The following is a 22,593-nucleotide window of genomic DNA, read 5'->3' on the forward strand; positions in this document are numbered from 1 at the left end:
ATGATATTCTAATAAGTTAGTGACACTAAATGAAAAATATCGTTAATGAATATAGAAAAATTGGAATAATGGGGGTGAAAGAGTGGAAAAAGATACAATAGCAGCGATTTCGACGCCGATAGGTGAAGGAGCAATTGCGATCGTCAGGTTGAGCGGAGAAAACGCAATTTCCATAAGTAATAAACTGTTTGAAGGAAAAGATCTTGAAAAAGTGGAATCCCATACGATTCATTATGGAAAAATGATCGATACACAAACAAATGAAATGATGGAAGAAGTAATGGTTACGGTGATGCGTGCACCAAAAACGTTTACGAAAGAAGATGTGGTAGAAATTAATTGCCATGGTGGACTGGCTTCTGTTAACCGATTGTTAGAACATGTTTTATTTCATGGTGCACGTTTAGCTGAACCAGGTGAGTTTACCAAACGAGCCTTTCTTAATGGCCGTATTGATTTATCACAAGCTGAAGCTGTTATGGATTTGATCCGAGCAAAAACGGATAAGGCAATGAATATAGCACTAAAGCAATTAGATGGTAAACTATCGAAATTAGTTCATCAATTAAGACAAAAGTTAATTGAAACTGTAGCACATGTTGAAGTAAATATTGATTACCCAGAGTATGATGATGTAGAGGAAATGTCTCATCACATGTTAAAAGAGCGAACAGAAGAAGTATACCGCGAAGTAGAACGGTTATTAAGCATGGCGAAACAGGGGAAAATATTACGTGAAGGTATTGCAACAGCAATCATAGGTCGCCCAAACGTAGGGAAATCTTCTTTGCTTAACGCATTTGTACAAGAAACGAAGGCAATTGTTACAGATATACCGGGGACAACTAGAGATGTGATTGAGGAATATGTAAACGTCCGTGGGATTCCGTTACGTTTAGTTGATACAGCAGGTATTCGAGAAACAGAGGACATTGTGGAGCGGATCGGTGTAGAACGTTCGCGTCAAGCATTAAAAGAGTCAGACTTAATTTTACTCGTACTGAACTATGGTGAGGAATTAACAGAAGAAGATCATAACCTTTTTAAAGCAGTAGAAGGCTTAGAATATATAGTGATCGTTAATAAGACAGACCTAGATCAAAAATTAGATGTGGAAAAAGTAAAACAATTAGCCGGTGATCAAAAAGTAATAACGACTGCATTAATTGAAGATAAAGGAATGGATGCTTTAGAAGAGGCAATTGCGGAAACCTTCTTCGCTGGAAATTTGGAAAGTGACGACTTAACGTATGTTTCAAATGTACGCCATATTCAATTATTGCAACAAACATTGAAGGCTTTAGATGATGCAATAGATGCAATGGATGCGGATATGCCGATTGACTTAGTACAAATTGATGTTACAAGAGCATGGGAGTTATTAGGTGAGATTGTAGGAGATACGCTGCAAGACAGTTTGATTGATCAACTGTTTTCACAGTTCTGTTTAGGGAAATAAATTATAACAATAAAGGAGGATCAGCGATGTCAACTTATGAAGCTGGTCAATATGATGTGATCGTAATCGGGGCAGGCCATGCAGGGGTAGAGGCTGCTTATGCTGCTGCTAAACGTGGGGCGAAAACATTAATATTAACATTGAACTTAGATATGATTGCTTTTATGCCTTGTAATCCGTCAATTGGCGGTCCAGCCAAAGGTATTGTTGTTCGTGAAATTGATGCATTAGGCGGATTGATGGGAAAAGTGATCGATAAAACTTACATTCAAATGAGAATGCTTAATACAGGTAAAGGACCTGCTGTTCGTGCGTTACGTGCTCAGGCAGATAAACCGTTATATATTCAAGAAATGAAGAAAACATTAGAACAAGAGCCGAATTTAACATTAAGACAAGGAATGGTAGAGAAATTACTTGTTGAAGATGGAAAAGTAAAAGGGGTAATCACGGAGACGAAAGCATTATACCGTACTGAATCTGTTATTATTACAACTGGAACGTTTATGCGTGGACGTGTCATTATAGGTGATATTTCCTATGAAAGTGGACCAAATAACCAACGGGCAAGTGTTAAATTAGCTGAAAACCTGGAAGAGCTAGGTTTTGATCTTGTTCGTTTTAAAACAGGAACACCACCAAGAGTCAATAATCTTTCGATTGATTATGATAAAACGGAAATTCAACCAGGTGATGAAAATCCACAACATTTTTCTTATGAAACAACGGAAGAAATTGTTGATCAAATACCGTGCTGGTTAACGTATACGAATGAAAAAACGCACGAAATTATTAATGAAAATCTGGGACTTTCCGCAATGTATTCAGGCATGATTAAAGGAACTGGCCCACGTTATTGTCCTTCTATTGAGGATAAAATAGTCCGATTCCATGATAAACCACGTCATCAAATTTTCTTAGAGCCAGAAGGACGTAACACCGATGAGGTATATGTACAAGGTTTATCGACTTCATTACCTGAATATGTACAACGTGATATTTTACGCAGTATCCCAGGATTGGAAGAAGCGGATATTATGCGTGCTGGCTATGCGATTGAATATGATTCTGTTGTACCGACGCAATTATGGCCAACACTCGAAGTAAAAGATGTCGAAGGATTGTTCACTGCAGGACAAATTAATGGAACATCCGGATATGAAGAAGCAGCTGGTCAAGGTTTAATGGCTGGAATTAATGCAGCAGCTAAGGCATTGGATAGAGATACCTTAATATTAGATCGATCTCAAGCGTATATCGGTGTATTAATTGATGATCTTGTAACGAAAGGTACCAATGAACCTTATCGATTGCTAACTTCACGTGCAGAATACCGTTTATTATTACGTCACGATAATGCTGACTTACGTTTAACGGAAATTGGTCATAAAATCGGCTTGATTTCGGATGAGCGATTTGCATGTTTTGAAGAAAAGAAACGTTTAATTGAGGAAGAAAAAGAACGATTAAGCAATATTCGATTGAAACCAACTGAAGAATTACAACAGCTTATGGAATCTATCGGAGGTACTAAGTTAAAAGACGGGATTCTTGCTTATGATTTAATGAAACGACCAGAAGTAACTTATGATGTAATTGAACAAGTAGCACCAGCTGATAAAGAATTAGCGGCTGATGTAAAAGAGCAAGTCGAAATACAAATCAAATATCAAGGCTATATCGCCAAATCTAACCAACAAGTAGAGCGAATGAAAAAAATGGAAAATAAAGTAATACCAGATAATATTGATTATGATGAGATCAGTGGTATTGCTACAGAAGCTAGAGAGAAGCTTAAACAAGTACGTCCGTTATCAGTAGCTCAAGCATCACGGATATCAGGTGTTAACCCGGCTGATGTTTCCATTCTTTTAGTGTATATTGAACAAGGGAATGTAGCAAAAGTATCGAACGAATAGAGGAGTGGCATGATGAATCTTCAGTCCTTTCAAGAACATCTAAATAAACAAGGCATTGAGATCACAGAAAAGCAATTACAACAATTTGAAACATACTTCCACATACTAGTGGAGTGGAACGAAAAAATGAATTTAACAGCGATCACAGCTAAAGAAGAGGTTTATGCAAAACATTTTTATGATTCGATCACTGCTGCATTCTATTTCGATTTTACAAATGAATTTCATTTATGTGATGTGGGTGCGGGTGCTGGATTTCCTAGTATTCCACTCAAAATACTTTTTCCGCAAATACAGGTAACAATTGTAGATTCATTAAAGAAGCGGATTACCTTTTTGAATCATTTAGCTACAGAACTTGGACTAGAAGGTGTTAGTTTTTATCATGATCGCGCCGAATTATTTGGTAGAAATGATAAATTTAGACACAAATTTGATGTAGTAATGGCACGTGCTGTTGCCAGAACCTCTGTGTTATCTGAGCTTTGTCTGCCACTTTTACGAACGAATGGTACATTCATTGCTATGAAAGGATCCAATGTAGAGGAAGAACTTACTGATGCTGAGGATGCGATTGAACTACTTGGTGGAAGAATACAGCATGTGGAACATTTCTCATTACCAGAAAATAATGGTGACAGAAACATCGTAATAATTGATAAAAAACGTAAAACACCTAAAAAATTCCCGAGAAAACCAGGTGTTCCAAACAAAAATCCATTATAAAAGATATTTTTATCAAAAATTAGTCATATTTTTTATACCTTACTAGCATTTTTGTGATAAAATAAGAGTAACAGATTACTAGTTATGTTCCACGTGAAACATTCGGGATATAAAACGGCTTCTTTGACTTGCTTAAATTCTAGTTTTAAGCAAGTTTTCCCTTTTATTTTATCTATAAATAGGGAAAAGTATTCGCTCTCATACAATATCATTAGAATTTTTGTTAAGCAGAAAAAAGGTGGTGTTTATTATGTTACACCCATTTGGTCGTATTTTTGGATTAGGCGATAAGGTGGAGGATGAACTAATAGAAGACACAGAAAGCTATCAAGATGAAGTGGTTTTTATACATGTTGATGCTATAGAAGCAAATCGATACCAGCCTAGATCCATATTTGATGAAGAGAAAATTAAAGAGTTGGCACAAACTCTACATACACATGGTTTGATTCAGCCGATTGTAGTCCGATCTATCGATGAAGCAGAAGAAAAGTATGAAATTATTGCAGGGGAAAGACGTTGGCGAGCAGCTAAAAGCTTAAATTGGGAAAAGATACCCGCAATCATTCGCGAGATGACAGATAAAGAGACTGCGTCGGTAGCATTAATAGAAAACTTACAACGTGAAGAACTTACAGTAATCGAAGAAGCGTTCGCATATGAGAAGTTAATTGAAATGCATGAATTAACACAGGAAGCATTGGCACAGCGATTAGGTAAAAGTCAATCAACAATAGCGAACAAAATGCGCTTATTGAAATTGCCAGAACAAGTGCAACAAGCTATTATGCAGAAGACGATTACGGAAAGACATGCTCGTGCGCTGATCGCTTTGAAGAGTGAAGAACTTCAACTGAAAATTTTACAACAAATTATTGATCGCGATTTAAATGTAAAACAAACAGAGGCACAAATAGAGCGATTGCTATCTGATAAGAAAAAACCAGCCAAAAAGCCTCGATTAAAAGGTGTTAACAAAGATATGAGAATTGCCATGAATACAATAAGGCAATCATTAGATATGGTATCAGATACTGGCATTGATTTAGAGACAGATGAACAGGATCATGATGACTATTATCAGATTACGATCAAAATTCCTAAGAAAAAATGATTACTTAATGACCCATCTTTATAAGTTAGGAAGATGGGTTGTTTTTTGGCAAGATAGTATATATCTGTCGTGAAAATATTGAACCATTTTAACTAATTATGATAATAATGTAAAAAAACTTATTTAAAATAGTGTTTTAGTGATAGAATAAGAGAAAAGATGCAAGAGGTAGGTGACACCATGGGTAAAGTAATAGCCGTTGCAAACCAAAAAGGTGGCGTCGGCAAAACGACTTCTTCTGTTAATTTAAGTGCATGTTTAGCACATCTTAATAAAAAAATATTAATTGTTGACATAGATCCACAGGGAAATTCAACTAGTGGAGTAGGGATCAACAAAGCAGATGTAAGTCATTGTATATATAACGTATTAGTAGAAGACGTTGAACCGAGTCAAGTATGCATTCAAACAGATATTGAGAACTTAGAAATAATACCAGCAACGATTCAGCTAGCTGGTGCTGAGATAGAATTAGTTTCTACTATTTCACGTGAAGTTCGCTTAAAGAAAGCCATTGATAGCGTTAAAGATCAATATGATTATATTATTATAGATTGCCCTCCTTCATTAGGTTTATTAACTATAAATGCATTAACAGCTTCAGATACTGTATTAATTCCTGTTCAATGTGAGTATTATGCTTTAGAAGGATTAAGTCAGTTATTAAATACAATACGATTAGTACAAAAACATCTGAATAAAGAGTTAATGATTGAAGGCGTACTATTAACGATGTTAGATGCTAGAACAAATCTTGGCTTACAAGTGATAGAAGAAGTGAAAAAATATTTTCAAGATAAAGTCTATAATACGGTGGTACCACGTAATGTTCGTTTGGGTGAAGCACCAAGTCATGGACAACCAATCATATCATACGACTCTAAATCAAGAGGGGCAGAGGTTTACCTTGATTTAGCAAAGGAAGTGATTGCAGGTGGCTAGAGGATTAGGTAAGGGATTAGATGCATTCTTTCCGGAAATTGAAGAAACAGATTCTGACAAAATTGAAGAAGTAGAGTTGCAAAAATGCCGTCCAAACCCGTATCAACCACGAAAAGTATTTGAAGCAGATGCGATCGAAGAGTTAAAAGAGTCAATTGAACAACATGGTATTTTACAACCCTTAATAGTAAGAAAAAGTATTAGAGGGTTTGAAATAGTAGTAGGGGAGAGAAGATTTAGGGCGGCAAAAGAAGCAAACCTAGAAACCATCCCTGTTATTATTAAAGATTTAACGGACGAACAAATGATGGAGTTAGCTTTATTAGAAAACATTCAGCGTGAGGATTTAACTCCTATAGAAGAAGCAACAGCTTATGATCGCTTAATTAATGAATTAGGTACAACGCAAGATCAACTTGCTAAGCGATTAGGGAAGAGTAGATCCCATATTGCGAACCTTGTAAGGCTTCTCAGCTTGCCAGAAGATGTTATGGCCCAGATTAATCACGGAGCACTCTCCATGGGACATGGAAGAGCGTTGTTAGGTTTAAAGGATAAAACAAAAATTAAACCAGTAGTGAAACGGATTACAACAGAGAAATTGAATGTCCGTCAAGTGGAAGCATTAATAAACGAACTAAATTATCAGCAACCAAAGCAAAAGAAAAAGCAAAAGAAGGATATTTTTATCACAGAAAAAGAAAATCACTTGAAAGAGTATTTTGGAACGAATGTAAAGATTAACAAAGGTAAAAGAAAAGGCAAAATTGAAATAGAGTTCTTTTCAGAGGATGACTTAAATCGTATTTTAGATAAGATGGAATAATACTTGGTCTGATTGTTTGTGGGTACAAATGATCAGGCTTTTTCATGTGAAAAGATAGATAAAGGTGGTCGCATAATGGCTTTATTAGGAACATTAGTAAATGGTTTATGTATTATTATCGGGACAATTATTGGGCTTGTATTTTCCAATATACCGGAAAGAATCAAAAAGACAGCTCTTCAAGGAATTGGGCTTGTGGTAGCTCTTATCGGTATTCAAATGGCGATTCAAGCAGATAATGTAATATTAATTTTGCTAAGTCTGTTACTTGGATCAATTATTGGTGCTGGTGTGCATTTAGAAGATAAATTAAATGTTATCGGTGAAAAGTTAGAAAAGAAAGTAAGTAAAAAGGAAAATGGCCATCTGACAGAAGGATTTATTACAGCCACTTTAATTTTCGTTATTGGTGCGATGTCTATTGTAGGTGCATTGGATGGTGGTTTAAGAGGAGATCATGAAGTCTTATACACGAAGGCGTTTCTAGACGGTTTTATGGCAATGGTATTAACATCAACGTTAGGTTATGGTGTTATTTTCTCGGTCATACCGGTAGTTGTTTATCAAGGTTCTATTGCATTACTAGCGGTACAGATTAATAAGTGGCTCCCACAACAGGTCTTAGATGGTTTTATAAGTGAAATGACAGCAATAGGGGGATTATTAATTCTAGCCATTGGTTTAAACATATTAAATATCACTAAAATAAAAATTGGTGATTTTTTGCCGGCAATTATTGTGTTCATTATATTTTATTTTAGCTATGGTTTAATAGTATAAAGTGTAGAAAGTTTTCTTTCATACCTTTGTCCCAAGTCGCATATTTTTAATATATCTAAAGCTTTTTGGAGGCAAAGATATGTGGAAATCGGGTATGAAGTGGATGTTCTTAATTATTGGAACAATGGTTGGGGCAGGGTATGCCTCAGGTAGGGAATTATGGCAATTTTTCGGTCACGAAAGTGGACTAGCAATCATTTTATTTACCTTACTATTCATTTGTTCTGTTGCAATTACAATGAAGGTAAGCTATCAAAATCAAACGTCCAATTATTATGCATTACTGGAAATCATTCTTGGTAAACGTATTGCGCGTTTTTATGATATCTTAATTTTTTTCTATCTTATGTCCACAACTGTTATTATGATTGCTGGAAGTGGAGCAACTTTTGAAGCTTTTCAACTGTCCAAATGGATTGGTATTCTATTTATTGTTGCCTTTATTATCATTATTTTTATTAAGGGCGTCAAAGGCGTTGTCACATTTAACGTTATTATATTACCGTTATTAATCGTTGGTTTATTATCGATATTATTAATTTATACAATGGATGAACAACTAACATTTATAATATCTTTGGATCATCAGTCTAATTGGACAGCTGCTTTCACATTTACAGCTTTAAATATTTTAGCTATTCTTGCAGTAATAGGAGCAGTAGGGGAAAAAATACAATCAAATGGTGAAATTGTAATTGCAAGTATTGGAAGTGGCTTGATTTTAGGAATCACATCTTTCTTATATAATAATTCGTTAATACAAATATCAGAGGTTATCATTTTATATGAGATCCCATTATTCGCCATTTTGAAAAATTATCCTAGCTATACGTACATTATAATGACAATTTTATTATGGTGTGCGATATTTACCACTGCTATCTCCAGTGTGTTGGGGCTTGTTTCGAGAATTGCTCGTTTTCTAAAGTACCATATGTGGCAAATTGCTCTTCTTTTATTAATAATACTGACGCCTTTAACGAACATTGGCTTTGCTACACTAGTATCATTTTTATATCCGATTTATGGCATTGTGAATTTATATTTACTTTGTGCTATCTTACTATTTCCTTTTTATAAGAGAATCTAATATAATAGTATCAGAGTATCGTGTCAGATAGAGGTGATAACATGGAGAATAAGGAATTTCAGTTATATGATATAGTCGAAATGAAAAAGCCCCATCCATGTGGAGAGAATCGTTGGAAAATAATTCGCATGGGCATGGATATTCGTATTAAGTGTGAAGGGTGTGGGCATAGTGTTATGTTACCACGTAAAAAATTCGGGCAAAAAATGAAAAAAGTACTCGAACATCAAGAATGAAAAAACTTTCATTAAATTGTTTCACGTGAAACAAAATCATTTTTTCTAATATGCTGAAAGGTAGAAAATCATCTTTTCTATATGAGAAAATAGGAAAATCAAGGGGTTAAATCCCTTGATTTTCGCTTTTTAATAACTTGTCAATTTGTCAAAGTATCACTATAATTGGTATGACCGATACGTTCATATGGACGGAATCCTTAAGGAGTGAAAGTTAACATGGCATTAACAGCAGGAATTGTTGGTTTACCTAACGTGGGTAAGTCTACATTATTTAACGCAATAACACAGGCTGGTGCAGAGTCTGCGAACTATCCATTCTGTACAATTGATCCAAATGTAGGAATTGTAGAAGTACCAGACGCAAGACTGCAAAAATTAACAGAATTAGTCAAACCGAAAAAGACAATTCCAACAGCTTTTGAGTTTACCGATATAGCAGGGATTGTAAAAGGTGCGAGTAAAGGGGAAGGATTAGGAAATCAGTTTCTTTCTCATATTCGCCAAGTAGATGCAATCTGTCACGTTGTTCGTTGTTTTCAAGATGAAAATATTACACACGTATCAGGAAAAGTAGATCCTATTTCCGATATTGAAACAATTAATTTAGAGCTTATTTTAGCAGATCTAGAAACTGTTTCAAAACGGATACAACGTGTGGAAAAAATGGCAAGACAGAAGGATAAAGAAGCAATGGCTGAATTAGAAGTGCTTTCCAAGTTAAAGGATGCATTTGAAGAGGAAACGCCAGCACGTGCGGTATCTTTTACAGAAGAGCAACAAAAGCTTGTTAAAGGTTTACATTTATTAACAAGTAAATCAGTACTCTATGTTGCCAATGTAGGGGAAGATGAATTACTGGAAGCTGATAATAATGAATATGTACAGCTTGTGAAAGATTTTGCTGCGAAAGATGAGGCTGAAGTAATTGTCGTGAGTGCCAAGGTTGAGTCTGAGATTGCTGAGTTAGATGGAGAGGAAAAAGACATGTTCCTAGAGGAGTTAGGAATAGCAGAATCTGGCTTAGATCAACTGATCAAGGCAACCTATAACCTGCTTGGTTTAGCAACATACTTTACGGCAGGAGAGCAAGAAGTACGAGCATGGACATTTAAAGAAGGTATCAAAGCACCACAAGCAGCAGGTATCATTCATAGTGACTTTGAAAAAGGGTTTATTCGTGCTGAGACGGTCTCTTATGATGATCTAGTTGAGGCAGGTTCTGAACAAGCTGCGAAAGAAAAAGGAAAAGTGAGATTAGAAGGTAAAGATTATTTGGTGAAAGATGGAGATGTTATGCATTTCCGTTTTAACGTATAGCAGGATCACTTGTAACTTGCAAAAATATTGTTTGCATTAGTGGAAGAAAATTGATATAATATCATATTGTGAGTAATGAGACTATTACTCCTTGCTCTATTCTAAGAAATAGAGCCGCCAAGACCAAAAGGAGGTGTAAACGGATGAATAAATATGAAATTATGTACATCATCCGCCCAAATATCGAAGAGGATGCGCAAACTGCTCTAATCGAGCGTTTTAACGGTTACCTTACGAATAATGGAGCGGAAATTGAGAAAGTTGAAGAAGTAGGTAAGAAACGTCTTGCTTATGAAATCAACGATCACCGTGATGGATATTATGTAATCATTAACTTTACAGGTGATGAAACAGCTATTAACGAATTCAGTCGTCAAGCGAAATTCTCAGATGACATTTTACGTCACATGGCAATTCGTGAAGACGATCAATAATAAGGAGTGGTTCTGATGTTAAATCGTGTCGTGCTTGTCGGCAGGTTAACGAGAGATCCTGACTTACGTTATACACCAAATGGCGTAGCCGTTGCTAATTTTACCATAGCTTGTAATAGACCCTTTACGAATCAGCAAGGGCAACGAGAAGCAGACTTCATTAATTGTGTCACATGGAGAAGGCAAGCGGAAAACCTTGCGAACTACATGGGAAAAGGAAGTCTAATCGGTGTAGATGGTCGTATTCAAACTCGTAGTTTTGATAATCAGGAAGGACAGCGAGTCTTCATGACAGAAGTAATGGCAGAATCGATTCAATTCTTGGAATCTAAGGGTGGAGCAACTGGTGGACAACCTAACGCACAAGGATCTCAAGGATATAATCAAAATCAGAACCAACCGAGTCAAGCAAATCAAAATCAATTTAACCAAAACAATAATAATCAAAATAATCAAGGAAATAACGATGGTGGTAATCCATTCCAGGATAGTGGAGAGCCTATCGATATTTCGGATGATGATTTACCATTTTAAATTAAAGGAGGTTTTTGATTATGGCAGCTCGTCGTGGTCGCGCAAAACGTCGTAAGGTGTGTTATTTCACAGCGAATGGTATTACACACATCGACTATAAAGATGTTGGTTTATTAAGTCGTTTCGTTTCTGAGCGTGGAAAAATTCTTCCTCGTCGTGTAACGGGAACTTCTGCAAAATATCAACGTAAATTGACTAAGGCAATTAAACGCGCTCGTCAAATGGCGCTTTTACCTTACGTAAATGATTAATAAATAATCAGAAGCTTGGACCACTATTTAGTGTTCAAGCTTTTTTATATGGCTTTTAATCAAGATGTAGATAGACCAATTAAAAAAGTTTGGATGGTCCTTATCCAAACTTTTAAAAGTATCTATCAGCTTAATTCCTTCACTGAGATGGCTTGAGACAGCTTATCTGTTTTACAATCTACGAAATCCTTTTCTTGAACTAAATCAATCTTCATGGCAGCTTCTAGTTTTTCGGTGTCTGGTCGTTTTACTTGTAAGATAAAGTCTTCTAAATTTAATGCTTCCAATTTCTTAACCGTTTTTTGTTCGTCATATTTAACAGAAGAGCGAATAATACGTTGTGCTTTATATTTGCCTCGTTTCACCTCACCTTTTTGTTCTTTCCCAAAAGTTTCATCTAAGTAGTTGTGAATTTGTTTTTTGACCTGATTCATTTCCTTTTCTAATATTTTTTTCTGATTGTTTAAATCATAGTATTTTTTTAATAATTCCTCTGATAGTTCAAAGGATGCTTCAGTCCCTACAGCATTTGTCATCATGATCCCCTCCTTAGTCTATTGTGATTAGTTCATTTATATGAAAAAGAGGCGGATTTATGCCGGACTTTTACGAGAACTCCATTTGCCTTTTGTTGTAATAGACAACATCAATGTTTTTGTATTATTGTTCGTGTTTTGACGATTAATAATATACGATAAATTAAAATAACAAAATTAAATCAATAAAAAGCGAACATTAACGAATAATATTGTTGTTTTGTATTGACAATCTCTATTGATTTGCTATGATAGAGAAAACTTTGTAAATAGAAACACTTCAAAAAGCTAAAGTGTCAAAATTTTCTCAATTCAATTCTATTTATTAAAGTTCAAAAGTGCTATAATAGTAATGATTAATAATAGAAAGTGTATATAAGTGAAGGATTTCACTCAATCTGTGAGTTTGCTATTTTTAAATAAATATAATTTCTTGGAGGGGACAACTGTGACATTTAAAGTATTAATTAGTGATCCGTTAAGTGAAGATGGAATTCAACCGTTACGTGAAGCAGATAATATTCAAGTAGACATAGAGACTGGTCTATCACCTGATGTACTTGCTGAAAAAATTGGCGAATATGATGCATTACTAGTAAGAAGCCAAACAAAAGTAACACGAGATATCATCAGCCAAGCATCGAATTTAAAGATCATTGGTCGTGCAGGTGTCGGAGTTGACAACATTGACTTGAGTGCAGCGACAGAGTATGGAATTATTGTTGTCAATGCACCAGATGGCAATACGAATTCTGCAGCTGAACATACCGTAGCAATGCTAATGTCGCTAGCACGTAAAATCCCACAAGCGTATGCTGCCTTAAAGAATGGAAAATGGGATCGTAAAACACATGTCGGCGTAGAGTTAAAAGGCAAGACACTTGGTGTAATTGGTATGGGACGTATTGGTGTAGAAGTGGCAACACGTGCGAAAGGCCAACGAATGAATGTTATTGCCTATGATCCATTTTTAACAAAGGAAAGAGCAGATAAGCTTGGTGTGGATTTTGGATCTGTTGAAGATGTCATTGTGGCAGCTGACTTCATTACTGTTCATACACCATTGATTAAAGAGACTAAGCATTTGATTAATAAAGAGGCATTCGCCAAAATGAAAGACGGTGTACGCATCATTAACTGTGCTCGTGGTGGTATTATTGATGAAGATGCACTGTACGATGCCATTAAATCCGGTAAAGTGGCAGGTGCTGCATTAGACGTATTTGAGGAGGAACCGGCAACAGATCATCGTTTATTAGAGCTTCAGGAAGTGATTGCAACACCACACTTGGGTGCAAGTACCGTAGAAGCACAAGAAAATGTAGCAATTGATGTCAGCCATGATGTTGTTCGTTACTTAACAGAAGGTGTAGCGAAAAACCCGGTTAACCTACCATCTGTACCGAAAGAAATTATGAATAAAATCGAACCATACTTCTACTTATCTGAAAAATTAGGTACGTTCTTAACATATTTAACGAGCGGTGTTATCGAAGAGATCAACATTTCTTATTCTGGTGAATTAACCGAATTAGAAGTTGCACCTTTAACGCGTAATACTATTAAAGGTTTATTAAAACGTCACCTAGGTGATCACATTAATGATGTTAATGCTTCTTACTTAGCTGAAAAACGAGGCATTCAAGTAAATGAAAATAAATCTTCAACTCCAAAAGGGTTTACCAACCTACTAAAAGTAGAAGTGAAGACGAAAGATGTGACACGTTCCATTTCTGGTACATTGCTAAACGGTTTAGGACCTCGCATTGTACAAGTAGATGCTTACAGTGTTGATGTAGTACCTGATGGTAACTTAGTTGTGATCAAGCACAATGACCGTCCTGGTGTTATTGGTAAAGTTGGTAGTATGTTTGCAGAGAAAAATATCAATATTGCGGCAATGCAAGTAGGCCGTTCTGATGTTGGTGGCGAAGCAATCATGATCTTAACGATTGATAAGTATTTAGAAGATGAAGATATTGAAGCATTAAAAGAATTTGAAGAAATTGAAAAACTAACTGCTATGGAATTATAATATAGCACGATAAAAAAGAGCTCTTTTTAGTGGCAACATATTAGCCACTTAAGAAGAGCTCTTGTTTTGTATAAAAAGCGATAAATTAGTTGTTTAAAATAGTGTACAAGTCTTCTAGGTGTTTGATTTGATGAGTGGGTTGTACGTCAGTTGGTTGTTTGTTTTCCCGATTGATCCAGACGCTTTGAATGCCTGTACGATTTGCACCGAGGATGTCTGTCATTAAGTTATCACCGACCATGAGCGCTTCATCTTTGGTGACACCAGCAGTTTCTAAGGCATGTTCAAATATGCTTGGATCAGGTTTTCCTTTGCCGAATCCACCGGAAATTATAATATGATCAAAATAGTCTTTTAGTTCTGGTGTAATCGTTAATTTTGTATTTTGTAAATCTGGAGAACCGTTCGTTAGCATCACCAGTTGGTAATCGTTTTTGAGTTTTTTCAAAACAGAGAAAGTTTCTTCATAGACAAAAGGATTCTTTTTGCGATTAATAGGGAATTGTTCGGCTAAATATTCGCCAAATCCCTCATCATCAATCCCCATTTTTTTTAAGCCATTTGTCCAAGCATCCTTGCGGTAATCTGGCACAATCTCTGCCATTTTTTTAAAGTATGTATGATCATCTAAGAAGTTCCCCCAAAGTCCTTCAAAAGGATTAATCCCGATCATTTGTGTGAACTCATACGTTTCGTATCCTTGGTATAGCTTACGAGCTTCCTCACGAACAGCTTCTTCTAATTGTTCAGGATCCACTCCATATTTTTCGTTTGCTAATTGGCAAGTTTCTTCAAAAGCAGTTTTGACACTTTTTTTATCCCACAAAAGGGTATCGTCAAGGTCAAAAATAATCGTATTAATCATCTGATGCTCCTCCTCTAATAATTCTCCTTACATTATACTGGATTATAGAAGTTCCCGCATTGCTTTTTTAAAACGAACGAGTGATCAAGCGTCATCGATGGGAATGTTTCACTGTGTCGCGTTTTTTATCACAATGCTAACCGTCTGTAAGACTCTCACTTTATATTTTTTTAAATCTGTCATCAGAGCAGGACAGAGCGAGGGTTGCCTTGTTTTTAAAGTTCTTTAATTTGTCGCGGGTATGCTGTTCGTATATAATTAGAATAGAAAAAAGTGTACGATGAAAAAGCACAGCGCTTTCTTGCTGTGCTTTTTCAATCAAATAGAGTGAGTAAAGGTGGTTTTTCATGAATCAGCAACCTGTAAGGAAGGATTTCTTTATATATATAGGTGTTTTTTTACTTCTTTTATTAGTAACGATACTTATCCCGGTTTTACAAATAGTTACCATATTTTTGCTGCCCATTCCAGTTATATTGTTAATGAAAAATTATGCAATAAAGTGGACCATATTAGGCTTGCTTCTTTTGTTAACTTTTTCTTTATTTGTAGTACCTGTCTTTTCATTTCCAATAACAATGTTAGCTTTGATAAGTGGAGCTATGATGGGATGGTCTATTAAGGAGGATCAACATCCTTATGAAACCTGGTCGAAAGGTACGGCTGGTTTTGTTTTAGGACTGGTTCTTATCTACGCTTACATAGAAGTGGTACTCCAGTTTTCAATTATGAATTCCCTCGAAAATACTATGGATGAATCCCTGCAAATGACAGAGGATTTATTCCAGGCAGTAGGCATGGGGCAACAGGATTTCGATCTGATACGAGAACAAATGATGAATATGTTACAGTTGATGCCAGTAATATTGGTAGTTGCCTCTATGGCTTTTGCGATTTTAACGCAGTGGATATGCTATAAAGTAATGAATAAAGTAGAACAAGGAAGTTATTATTTTCCACCATTTCACAGTTTCAACCTACCTAAAATAATTTTGTGGATTTATTTCCTTATGTTACTTGTTTCCTTTTTTGTTGAAGAAGACTTTTCGACACTATCTTCTGTTATAATATGGAATGTGTATCATTTAGCAGGAATATTGATGGCTTTACAAGGATTGGCATTCGTTTTCTTTTATACACATGTAAAGAAGCAATCACTTGCATTACCAGTTATTAGTATCCTTTTCGTTATATTTTTTCCGTTTCTAGGTCTTTATTTGATAAGAATCTTAGGTATAATTGATTTAGGGTTTGAGATGAGAAAAAGAATGGCAAAGTAAAGGGTACTTAAGATAGGAGCTGACAACATGCCAAGATTTAAAGATAAACCAGTTGCAATGGGAGGGCACATAATAGGAATATATGTTATATCCTTTATACTATTAGTATTTCTATTTTATTTCCATTGGATTATTGGTATCGTGATGACCGTCCTGTTTTCTGTATCATTGTATTACAGTTTAGTACGAGAAAGACAACTGGTGAACCAGACTGAGGCATATATTTCAACACTCTCGTATCGTGTCAAAAAAGTCGGCGAAGAAGCCCTATTAGAGATGCCGATCGGAATAATATTATACGGGGATGATGATCAGATAGAGTGGGCGAATCCGTATATGAGCCAGTTTACCGAAGCAGATTCATTACTAGGAGAAAAGATGGATGTCCTATCAGACGATATCCCTTCTTATTTGAAGGATGATAAGGACACTTTTTGGATTACAATTGGCCAACATGATTTTCAAGTATATAACAAAAAAGAAGAAAGATTATTATATTTATTTGATCGAACGAAACAAACCGAACTTCATATGCTTTATCAGAATGAAAAAACGGTGCTTGGTATCATCTTTTTAGACAACTACGAGGAAATCACGCAAAACATGGATGATACAGCCAAAAGTCAAATTAATTCACAGGTTACGTCTATATTAAACAATTGGTCGAATGAGCACGGTATCTATTTAAAACGAACCTCTCAAGAACGGTTTATGGCAGTGATGAACCAGAAAATCCTGTCTGATTTAGAGAAATCGAAATTTGAGATTTTAGATGAAGTTCGTGAATTAATTACTGATAAGAATGTTCCATTAACCTTAAGTATTGGTATAGGGTTAGGAAATGAAGGATTACCAGCGTTAGGTGAATTGACACAATCGAGTCTTGACTTAGCATTAGGTCGAGGTGGAGATCAAGTTGTTATTAAAGATGATGACACTGGAAAAGTCCGTTTCTATGGTGGTAAAACAAACCCAATGGAAAAGCGGACCAGAGTGAGAGCAAGGGTTATTTCTCACGCCTTGAAAGAATTAGTTAAAGAAAGTGACCAAATTTTAGTGATGGGTCATAAAGCTCCGGACATGGATTCAATTGGTGCTTCCATCGGTGTGTTAAAAATAGCAGAAGCGAATGATGTAGAAGGTTTTATTGTATTAGATGAGGATGATATCAATACAGGGGTACAACGTTTAGTGGATGAAATGAAAGAAAGTGAGAAATTATGGTCAAATTTTATCGATCCAGATTCAGCACTAGATATTGTGACAAAAGATACCCTTTTAGTTGTTGTAGATACACATAAACCATCCTTGGTACAAGAAGAAAAATTAATCCATAAGACAGAGCATGTGGTAGTGATTGACCACCATCGTCGAGGCGAAGAGTTTGTCGATCATCCGACACTTGTTTACATGGAGCCCTATGCATCATCGACATCGGAGTTAGTAACAGAACTGCTGGAATATCAGCCTAGTAAGCTTTCTTTAAATATGTTAGAATCAACTGCATTATTAGCAGGTATTATTGTAGACACCAATAGTTTTACGTTAAGAACAGGTTCAAGAACCTTTGATGCTGCTTCCTATTTACGATCTAAAGGTGCGGATACCGTTTTAGTACAGAAGTTTTTAAAAGAAGATTTAGATATTTACGTAAAACGAAGCAGATTAATTGAAAACACAAACATTTATCGTGGTAATATTGCAATATCTGTTGGGAACTCAAGGGAAAAATATGGTCCTGTCGTTATTGCTCAAGCAGCAGATACTTTGCTAATGATGACCGGAGTCGAAGCATCTTTTGTGATTTCAGTGCGAGAAGATGGGCGTATTGGTATAAGTGCAAGGTCACTTGGTGAAATAAATGTCCAAGTAATTATGGAAAAAATGAATGGTGGCGGTCATTTAACGAATGCTGCTACGCAATTAGATGATATGGCTGTAATCGATGCTTATGAATGGTTGAAAGAAATTATAGATGAGTATTATGAAGGAGGAGAAACAGAATGAAAGTCATTTTTACCCAAGATGTAAAAGGTAAAGGAAAAAAAGGAGAAGTAAAAAACGTGTCTGATGGATATGCACGTAATTACTTGTTGAAAAATAACTTTGCTATCGAAGCAAACCAGGCAAACATGAAAGCACTAAATGCACAGAAAAATAAAGAAAAGAAATTGGAACAGCAAGAAGTAGAAGAAGCAGAGCAATTAAAAGAAAAGTTAGCAAATTTAGAAGTAAAAGTAACTGCAAAATCTGGTGAAGGTGGCCGTTTATTCGGTTCCATTACAAGTAAACAAATTGCAGAAACATTAAAGAAAGACCATCAGATTAAAATGGACAAGCGTAAAATTGAATTAGATCAACCAATTCGTTCATTAGGTTATACAAACGTACCGGTTAAAATTCACCCAGAAGTAACAGGTACAATAAGAGTTCATGTTGTGGAAGCCTAAAACAACGGGAAGTTTACAATGCTTCCCTTTTTTAAAGTAAAGGAGTTGTGGCGGACATTTAGTACGTTATTTCTAAGAATAATGCTCCTTTTTAGGTGTTTGCGGACATATAATCCCTTATTAAACGAAAATAGCTAGAAATTAGCTTTATTTTGAATGAATAACGGAATAAATGTCCTCATGCCTCCTAAAATCATTCATTTTGTCACAAATAGCGGAACGAATGTCCGTTTCCAATATAAAAATAAGATAATCTATCTTAGGAACCGGGCGGATAATGCCTGGTTTTGTACGTATGGTGAGAAAGGGGGAATTTAGATGGCTGAAATGATACAAGGGAGAACACCACCTCATAATATAGAAGCAGAACAAGCGGTACTTGGAGCCATTTTTCTAGAGCCGGATGCTATCTCCAGCGCTTCAGAATTATTGATCCCGGAAGATTTTTATCGAGCAAGTCATCAGCTGATTTATCGAGTGATGTTAGAGCTGTCTGATAAAGGGGAGCCTATCGATATTGTCACTGCTACAACTGTTTTGGCAAATAATCAACAGTTAGATGATGCTGGTGGTGTTTCTTATTTAAGTGATTTAGCTAATGCAGTACCTACTGCTGCAAATATTGTTTATTATTGCAAGATTGTAGAAGAGAAATCGATCCTCAGAAGACTTATTCGTACAGCAACGGATATTGTAACGGATAGTTATTCCAAAGAAGATGAAGTTGAAGAAGTGCTTAACGAGTCTGAAAAACGAATATTAGAAGTATCGAATCGAAAGAACTCTTCTGCATTTAAAAATATCAAAGATGTTTTAATGGAAGTCTATGATAATATCGATTTATTGCATAAAAATAACGGTGAAGTTACCGGAATTGCCACCGGGTTCCGTGACTTAGATCATATTACTTCAGGTTTTCAGCGTAATGATTTAATCATTGTTGCAGCAAGACCTTCTGTCGGGAAAACAGCTTTCGCCTTAAATATTGCACAAAATGTAGCGATAAAAACAGATGAAAATGTCGCCATTTTTAGTCTCGAGATGGGGGCAGATCAGCTTGTATCACGTATGATCTGTGCAGAAGGAAATATTGATGCCCAACGATTAAGAACGGGTTCTCTAGAAGAAGAGGACTGGGGAAGATTATCGATGGCAATGGGGAGCTTATCCAATGCCGGTATTTTTATCGATGATACACCTGGTATTAGAGTAAGTGAAATTCGTTCCAAATGCCGTCGTTTAAAACAGGAACACGGTCTTGGTATGATTTTGATAGATTATTTGCAATTAATTCAAGGTAGTGCCGGTTCACAAGAAAACAGACAACAAGAGGTATCAGAAATCTCTAGATCATTAAAAGGATTAGCAAGGGAATTAAATGTACCTTTAATCGCATTATCACAATTATCTCGTGGTGTAGAATCCCGTCAGGATAAACGACCGATGATGTCCGACTTGCGTGAATCAGGAAGTATTGAGCAGGATGCCGATATTGTTGGATTCCTATATCGTGATGACTACTATGACAAGGAGTCTGAAAAACAAAATATTATTGAAATCATTATCGCTAAACAACGTAACGGTCCGGTTGGAAACGTAGAATTAGCCTTTGTAAAAGAATATAATAAATTCGTAGATTTAGATCACCGTTACCAGTCAAGTGATATACCACCAGGATAAGGATATTGCATCCTTATCTTTTTTTATAAATTATTTGCATTCTATTAAAGTCTCGATTATCCGCTTTTAAAAGGGATTCGCGTTAAGTTAAGAGCGGCGAGTCCCGATTATCCGTATATAAAAGGGATTCGCGTTAAGTTAGAGAGCGTGAATCCCGATTATCCGCATTTAAAAGGGATTCGCGTTAAGTTAAGAGCGGCGAATCCCGATTATCTGTATATAAAGAGGATTCGCATTAAGTTAAAGAGCGTGAATCCCGATTATCTGTATATAAAAGGGATTCGCGTTAAGTTAAGAGCGGCGAATCCCGATTATCTGTATATAAAAGGGATTCGCGTTAAGTTAAAGAGCGTGAATCCCGATTATCCGTATATAAAAGGGATTCGTGTTAAGTTGGAGAGCGTGAATCCTGATTATTCATTTCCTTTTTATACTGTCACACCTAATGAAAAAGTATATTACAGCAATATTCATGAAGGAGCGAAGGAAAGTACCACCAATAAGAGGGTGACGGATTTTCGGTTCTATAGTAATTAGAATTTGTATAGATTGGTTATAATGTTCACAATAGGAGAAGGTATTCAACGTATTTTCACGAACAATAATAACTGAATTGATAAAAATGTTCGTAATTGAATTGACATTGCTCGGTAAGATTGGTAGAATTAGTTCGGAATGAATAAATTGATAAGGCGGAGGTGCCGTTATGTCTTCAGTAGTCGTTGTTGGAACACAATGGGGAGACGAAGGAAAAGGTAAAATTACAGACTTTCTTTCACAAAACGCAGAGGTAGTAGCACGTTATCAAGGTGGAAATAACGCAGGTCATACCATAAAATTTGATGGTATTACATATAAACTACACTTAATACCTTCAGGAATATTTTTTAAAGACAAAACTTGTGTATTAGGTAATGGTATGGTTATCGATCCAAAGGCAATGGTTGAGGAATTAAAATATTTACATGATAAAGATGTCAGCACCAACAATTTGCGTATTAGCAATCGTGCACATGTCATTCTACCGTACCACTTAAAATTAGATATTTTACAAGAAGAAGATAAAGGTGCAAATAAAATCGGTACAACACGTAAAGGAATTGGACCAGCTTATATGGATAAAGCAGCTCGTGTTGGGATTCGTATCGCCGATCTATTAGATAAAGACGCTTTCCGTGAAAAATTAGAAAGCAATTTGAAAGAGAAAAATCGTTTCTTTGAAAAAGTATATGAAACGGAACGGATAGAAGTAGAAGATATATTAGAGGAATATTACGAATATGGGCAACAATTGAAACAATACGTGGCAGATACATCTGTTGTATTAAATAACGCGTTAGATGAAGGCCGCCGTGTGCTGTTTGAAGGGGCACAAGGGGTTATGCTTGATATTGACCAAGGTACTTATCCTTTTGTTACTTCATCAAACCCAATTGCTGGTGGTGTTACGATCGGATCTGGTGTTGGACCTTCTAAAATTGATCATGTAGTAGGTGTGTCAAAAGCATATACTACTCGTGTTGGTGATGGACCTTTCCCTACTGAATTACACGATGAAATCGGAGATCAAATTCGTGAAGTAGGTAATGAATATGGAACAACAACAGGTCGCCCACGTCGTGTAGGCTGGTTTGACAGTGTTGTAGTACGACATGCTCGTCGTGTTAGTGGTATTACAGATTTATCGTTAAACTCCATCGACGTATTAACTGGAATTGAAACATTAAAGATTTGCACAGCTTATAAATATAAAGGTGCAATCATGGAAGAATTCCCAGCTAGTTTAAAAGTGCTGGCAGAATGTGAACCTGTATATGAAGAATTACCAGGGTGGACAGAAGATATTACCGGTGTAAGAACATTGCATGAATTACCGGAAAATGCTCGTCACTACTTAGAGCGTATTTCTCAATTAACAGGTATTCCATTATCTGTGTTCTCAGTAGGACCAGACCGTTCACAAACAAATGTTGTAAGAAGTGTTTATAGTAACTAATCATTAAAACCACTGTTATAAAAGATAGTATCAGACAGGTATAAACCCTTTTCGTCTATAATGGAACGGGTTTATACCTTTTTTAAAGTGAGGAATGTATTTAATGGTGCACAAAAAACA

The 22,593-nt window shown here is 35.9% G+C and carries 21 protein-coding genes; 19 read left to right on the forward strand and 2 right to left on the reverse strand.

What is annotated here, in order from left to right; genetic code table 11:
- Nucleotides 1-82 precede the first annotated feature (82 nt).
- From mnmE to rpsR, 13 genes are all read left to right on the forward strand, one after another.
- Nucleotides 83-1,459 carry a tRNA uridine-5-carboxymethylaminomethyl(34) synthesis GTPase MnmE gene (mnmE, locus tag ACTWP4_RS03560; protein ID WP_443127397.1) on the forward strand — a complete coding sequence of 459 codons (1,377 nt, stop codon included), beginning with the start codon at nucleotides 83-85 and terminating at the stop codon, nucleotides 1,457-1,459.
- A 26-nt stretch (nucleotides 1,460-1,485) separates the two neighbouring features.
- Nucleotides 1,486-3,378: a tRNA uridine-5-carboxymethylaminomethyl(34) synthesis enzyme MnmG gene (mnmG, locus tag ACTWP4_RS03565; RefSeq protein ID WP_443127398.1), complete on the forward strand. Its 1,893-nt coding sequence runs from the start codon at nucleotides 1,486-1,488 to the stop codon at nucleotides 3,376-3,378.
- Nucleotides 3,379-3,390: 12 nt separating this feature from the next.
- Complete coding sequence (gene rsmG, locus ACTWP4_RS03570; protein ID WP_443127918.1) at nucleotides 3,391-4,104, forward strand: 16S rRNA (guanine(527)-N(7))-methyltransferase RsmG; 714 nt, start codon at nucleotides 3,391-3,393, stop codon at nucleotides 4,102-4,104.
- 250 nt (nucleotides 4,105-4,354) lie between these two features.
- Nucleotides 4,355-5,218 carry a nucleoid occlusion protein gene (noc, locus tag ACTWP4_RS03575; protein WP_443127399.1) on the forward strand — a complete coding sequence of 288 codons (864 nt, stop codon included), beginning with the start codon at nucleotides 4,355-4,357 and terminating at the stop codon, nucleotides 5,216-5,218.
- A gap of 180 nt (nucleotides 5,219-5,398) precedes the next feature.
- On the forward strand, nucleotides 5,399-6,160 hold the full coding sequence (locus tag ACTWP4_RS03580) for a ParA family protein (protein ID WP_443127400.1): 762 nt from the start codon (nucleotides 5,399-5,401) through the stop codon (nucleotides 6,158-6,160).
- Nucleotides 6,153-6,986 (forward strand): ParB/RepB/Spo0J family partition protein, encoded by an 834-nt coding sequence (locus tag ACTWP4_RS03585; RefSeq protein ID WP_443127401.1) that lies wholly within the window; start codon nucleotides 6,153-6,155, stop codon nucleotides 6,984-6,986. Before ACTWP4_RS03580 ends, ACTWP4_RS03585 begins: the two co-directional genes overlap by 8 nt.
- A gap of 75 nt (nucleotides 6,987-7,061) precedes the next feature.
- Entirely contained in the window at nucleotides 7,062-7,766 is a 705-nt protein-coding gene (locus tag ACTWP4_RS03590) for a DUF554 domain-containing protein (protein WP_443127402.1), read from the forward strand.
- Nucleotides 7,767-7,845: 79 nt separating this feature from the next.
- Nucleotides 7,846-8,856: a YkvI family membrane protein gene (locus ACTWP4_RS03595; RefSeq protein ID WP_443127403.1), complete on the forward strand. Its 1,011-nt coding sequence runs from the start codon at nucleotides 7,846-7,848 to the stop codon at nucleotides 8,854-8,856.
- Between the two features lie 41 nt (nucleotides 8,857-8,897).
- The gene (locus ACTWP4_RS03600) at nucleotides 8,898-9,092 is read left to right on the forward strand and encodes a DUF951 domain-containing protein (RefSeq protein ID WP_443127404.1); all 195 of its coding nucleotides are present in this window, start codon (nucleotides 8,898-8,900) and stop codon (nucleotides 9,090-9,092) included.
- 219 nt (nucleotides 9,093-9,311) lie between these two features.
- A complete protein-coding gene (ychF, locus tag ACTWP4_RS03605) occupies nucleotides 9,312-10,412 on the forward strand; it encodes a redox-regulated ATPase YchF (RefSeq protein WP_443127405.1) in 1,101 nt (366 codons plus the stop codon).
- Nucleotides 10,413-10,555: 143 nt separating this feature from the next.
- Nucleotides 10,556-10,846, forward strand: a complete 291-nt coding sequence (gene rpsF / locus ACTWP4_RS03610; RefSeq protein ID WP_443127406.1) for a 30S ribosomal protein S6 — start codon at nucleotides 10,556-10,558, stop codon at nucleotides 10,844-10,846.
- A 15-nt stretch (nucleotides 10,847-10,861) separates the two neighbouring features.
- Nucleotides 10,862-11,380 carry a single-stranded DNA-binding protein gene (gene ssb, locus ACTWP4_RS03615; RefSeq protein ID WP_443127407.1) on the forward strand — a complete coding sequence of 173 codons (519 nt, stop codon included), beginning with the start codon at nucleotides 10,862-10,864 and terminating at the stop codon, nucleotides 11,378-11,380.
- Nucleotides 11,381-11,400: 20 nt separating this feature from the next.
- Nucleotides 11,401-11,631: a 30S ribosomal protein S18 gene (gene rpsR / locus ACTWP4_RS03620; protein ID WP_018934413.1), complete on the forward strand. Its 231-nt coding sequence runs from the start codon at nucleotides 11,401-11,403 to the stop codon at nucleotides 11,629-11,631.
- 125 nt (nucleotides 11,632-11,756) lie between these two features.
- Here the strand turns inward: rpsR and ACTWP4_RS03625 are convergent, their stop codons facing one another.
- Nucleotides 11,757-12,167 (reverse strand): hypothetical protein, encoded by a 411-nt coding sequence (locus ACTWP4_RS03625; protein WP_443127408.1) that lies wholly within the window; start codon nucleotides 12,165-12,167, stop codon nucleotides 11,757-11,759.
- A gap of 448 nt (nucleotides 12,168-12,615) precedes the next feature.
- On the opposite strand from ACTWP4_RS03625, the gene serA reads away from it, so the two are divergent.
- Nucleotides 12,616-14,202, forward strand: a complete 1,587-nt coding sequence (gene serA, locus ACTWP4_RS03630; protein WP_443127409.1) for a phosphoglycerate dehydrogenase — start codon at nucleotides 12,616-12,618, stop codon at nucleotides 14,200-14,202.
- Nucleotides 14,203-14,287: 85 nt separating this feature from the next.
- Here serA and ACTWP4_RS03635 read toward each other — a convergent pair whose 3' ends face one another.
- Nucleotides 14,288-15,067 carry an HAD family hydrolase gene (locus tag ACTWP4_RS03635; protein WP_443127410.1) on the reverse strand — a complete coding sequence of 260 codons (780 nt, stop codon included), beginning with the start codon at nucleotides 15,065-15,067 and terminating at the stop codon, nucleotides 14,288-14,290.
- Between the two features lie 347 nt (nucleotides 15,068-15,414).
- On the opposite strand from ACTWP4_RS03635, the gene ACTWP4_RS03640 reads away from it, so the two are divergent.
- The 5 genes from ACTWP4_RS03640 to ACTWP4_RS03660 all read left to right on the forward strand — a co-directional run bounded on the left by ACTWP4_RS03640 (nucleotide 15,415) and on the right by ACTWP4_RS03660 (nucleotide 22,473).
- Nucleotides 15,415-16,347, forward strand: a complete 933-nt coding sequence (locus ACTWP4_RS03640) for a YybS family protein (RefSeq protein ID WP_443127411.1) — start codon at nucleotides 15,415-15,417, stop codon at nucleotides 16,345-16,347.
- Nucleotides 16,348-16,374: 27 nt separating this feature from the next.
- Nucleotides 16,375-18,354 carry a DHH family phosphoesterase gene (locus ACTWP4_RS03645; protein ID WP_443127412.1) on the forward strand — a complete coding sequence of 660 codons (1,980 nt, stop codon included), beginning with the start codon at nucleotides 16,375-16,377 and terminating at the stop codon, nucleotides 18,352-18,354.
- Nucleotides 18,351-18,797: a 50S ribosomal protein L9 gene (rplI, locus tag ACTWP4_RS03650; protein ID WP_443127413.1), complete on the forward strand. Its 447-nt coding sequence runs from the start codon at nucleotides 18,351-18,353 to the stop codon at nucleotides 18,795-18,797. The genes ACTWP4_RS03645 and rplI overlap by 4 nt, the downstream gene beginning before the upstream one ends.
- A gap of 318 nt (nucleotides 18,798-19,115) precedes the next feature.
- Nucleotides 19,116-20,477, forward strand: a complete 1,362-nt coding sequence (gene dnaB, locus ACTWP4_RS03655) for a replicative DNA helicase (RefSeq protein WP_443127414.1) — start codon at nucleotides 19,116-19,118, stop codon at nucleotides 20,475-20,477.
- 706 nt (nucleotides 20,478-21,183) lie between these two features.
- Nucleotides 21,184-22,473 carry an adenylosuccinate synthase gene (locus tag ACTWP4_RS03660; RefSeq protein WP_443127415.1) on the forward strand — a complete coding sequence of 430 codons (1,290 nt, stop codon included), beginning with the start codon at nucleotides 21,184-21,186 and terminating at the stop codon, nucleotides 22,471-22,473.
- Nucleotides 22,474-22,593: the final 120 nt, after the last annotated feature.

The sequence above is a fragment of the Gracilibacillus sp. D59 genome (assembly GCF_052246695.1).
Lineage (GTDB): Bacteria > Bacillota > Bacilli > Bacillales > Amphibacillaceae > Gracilibacillus.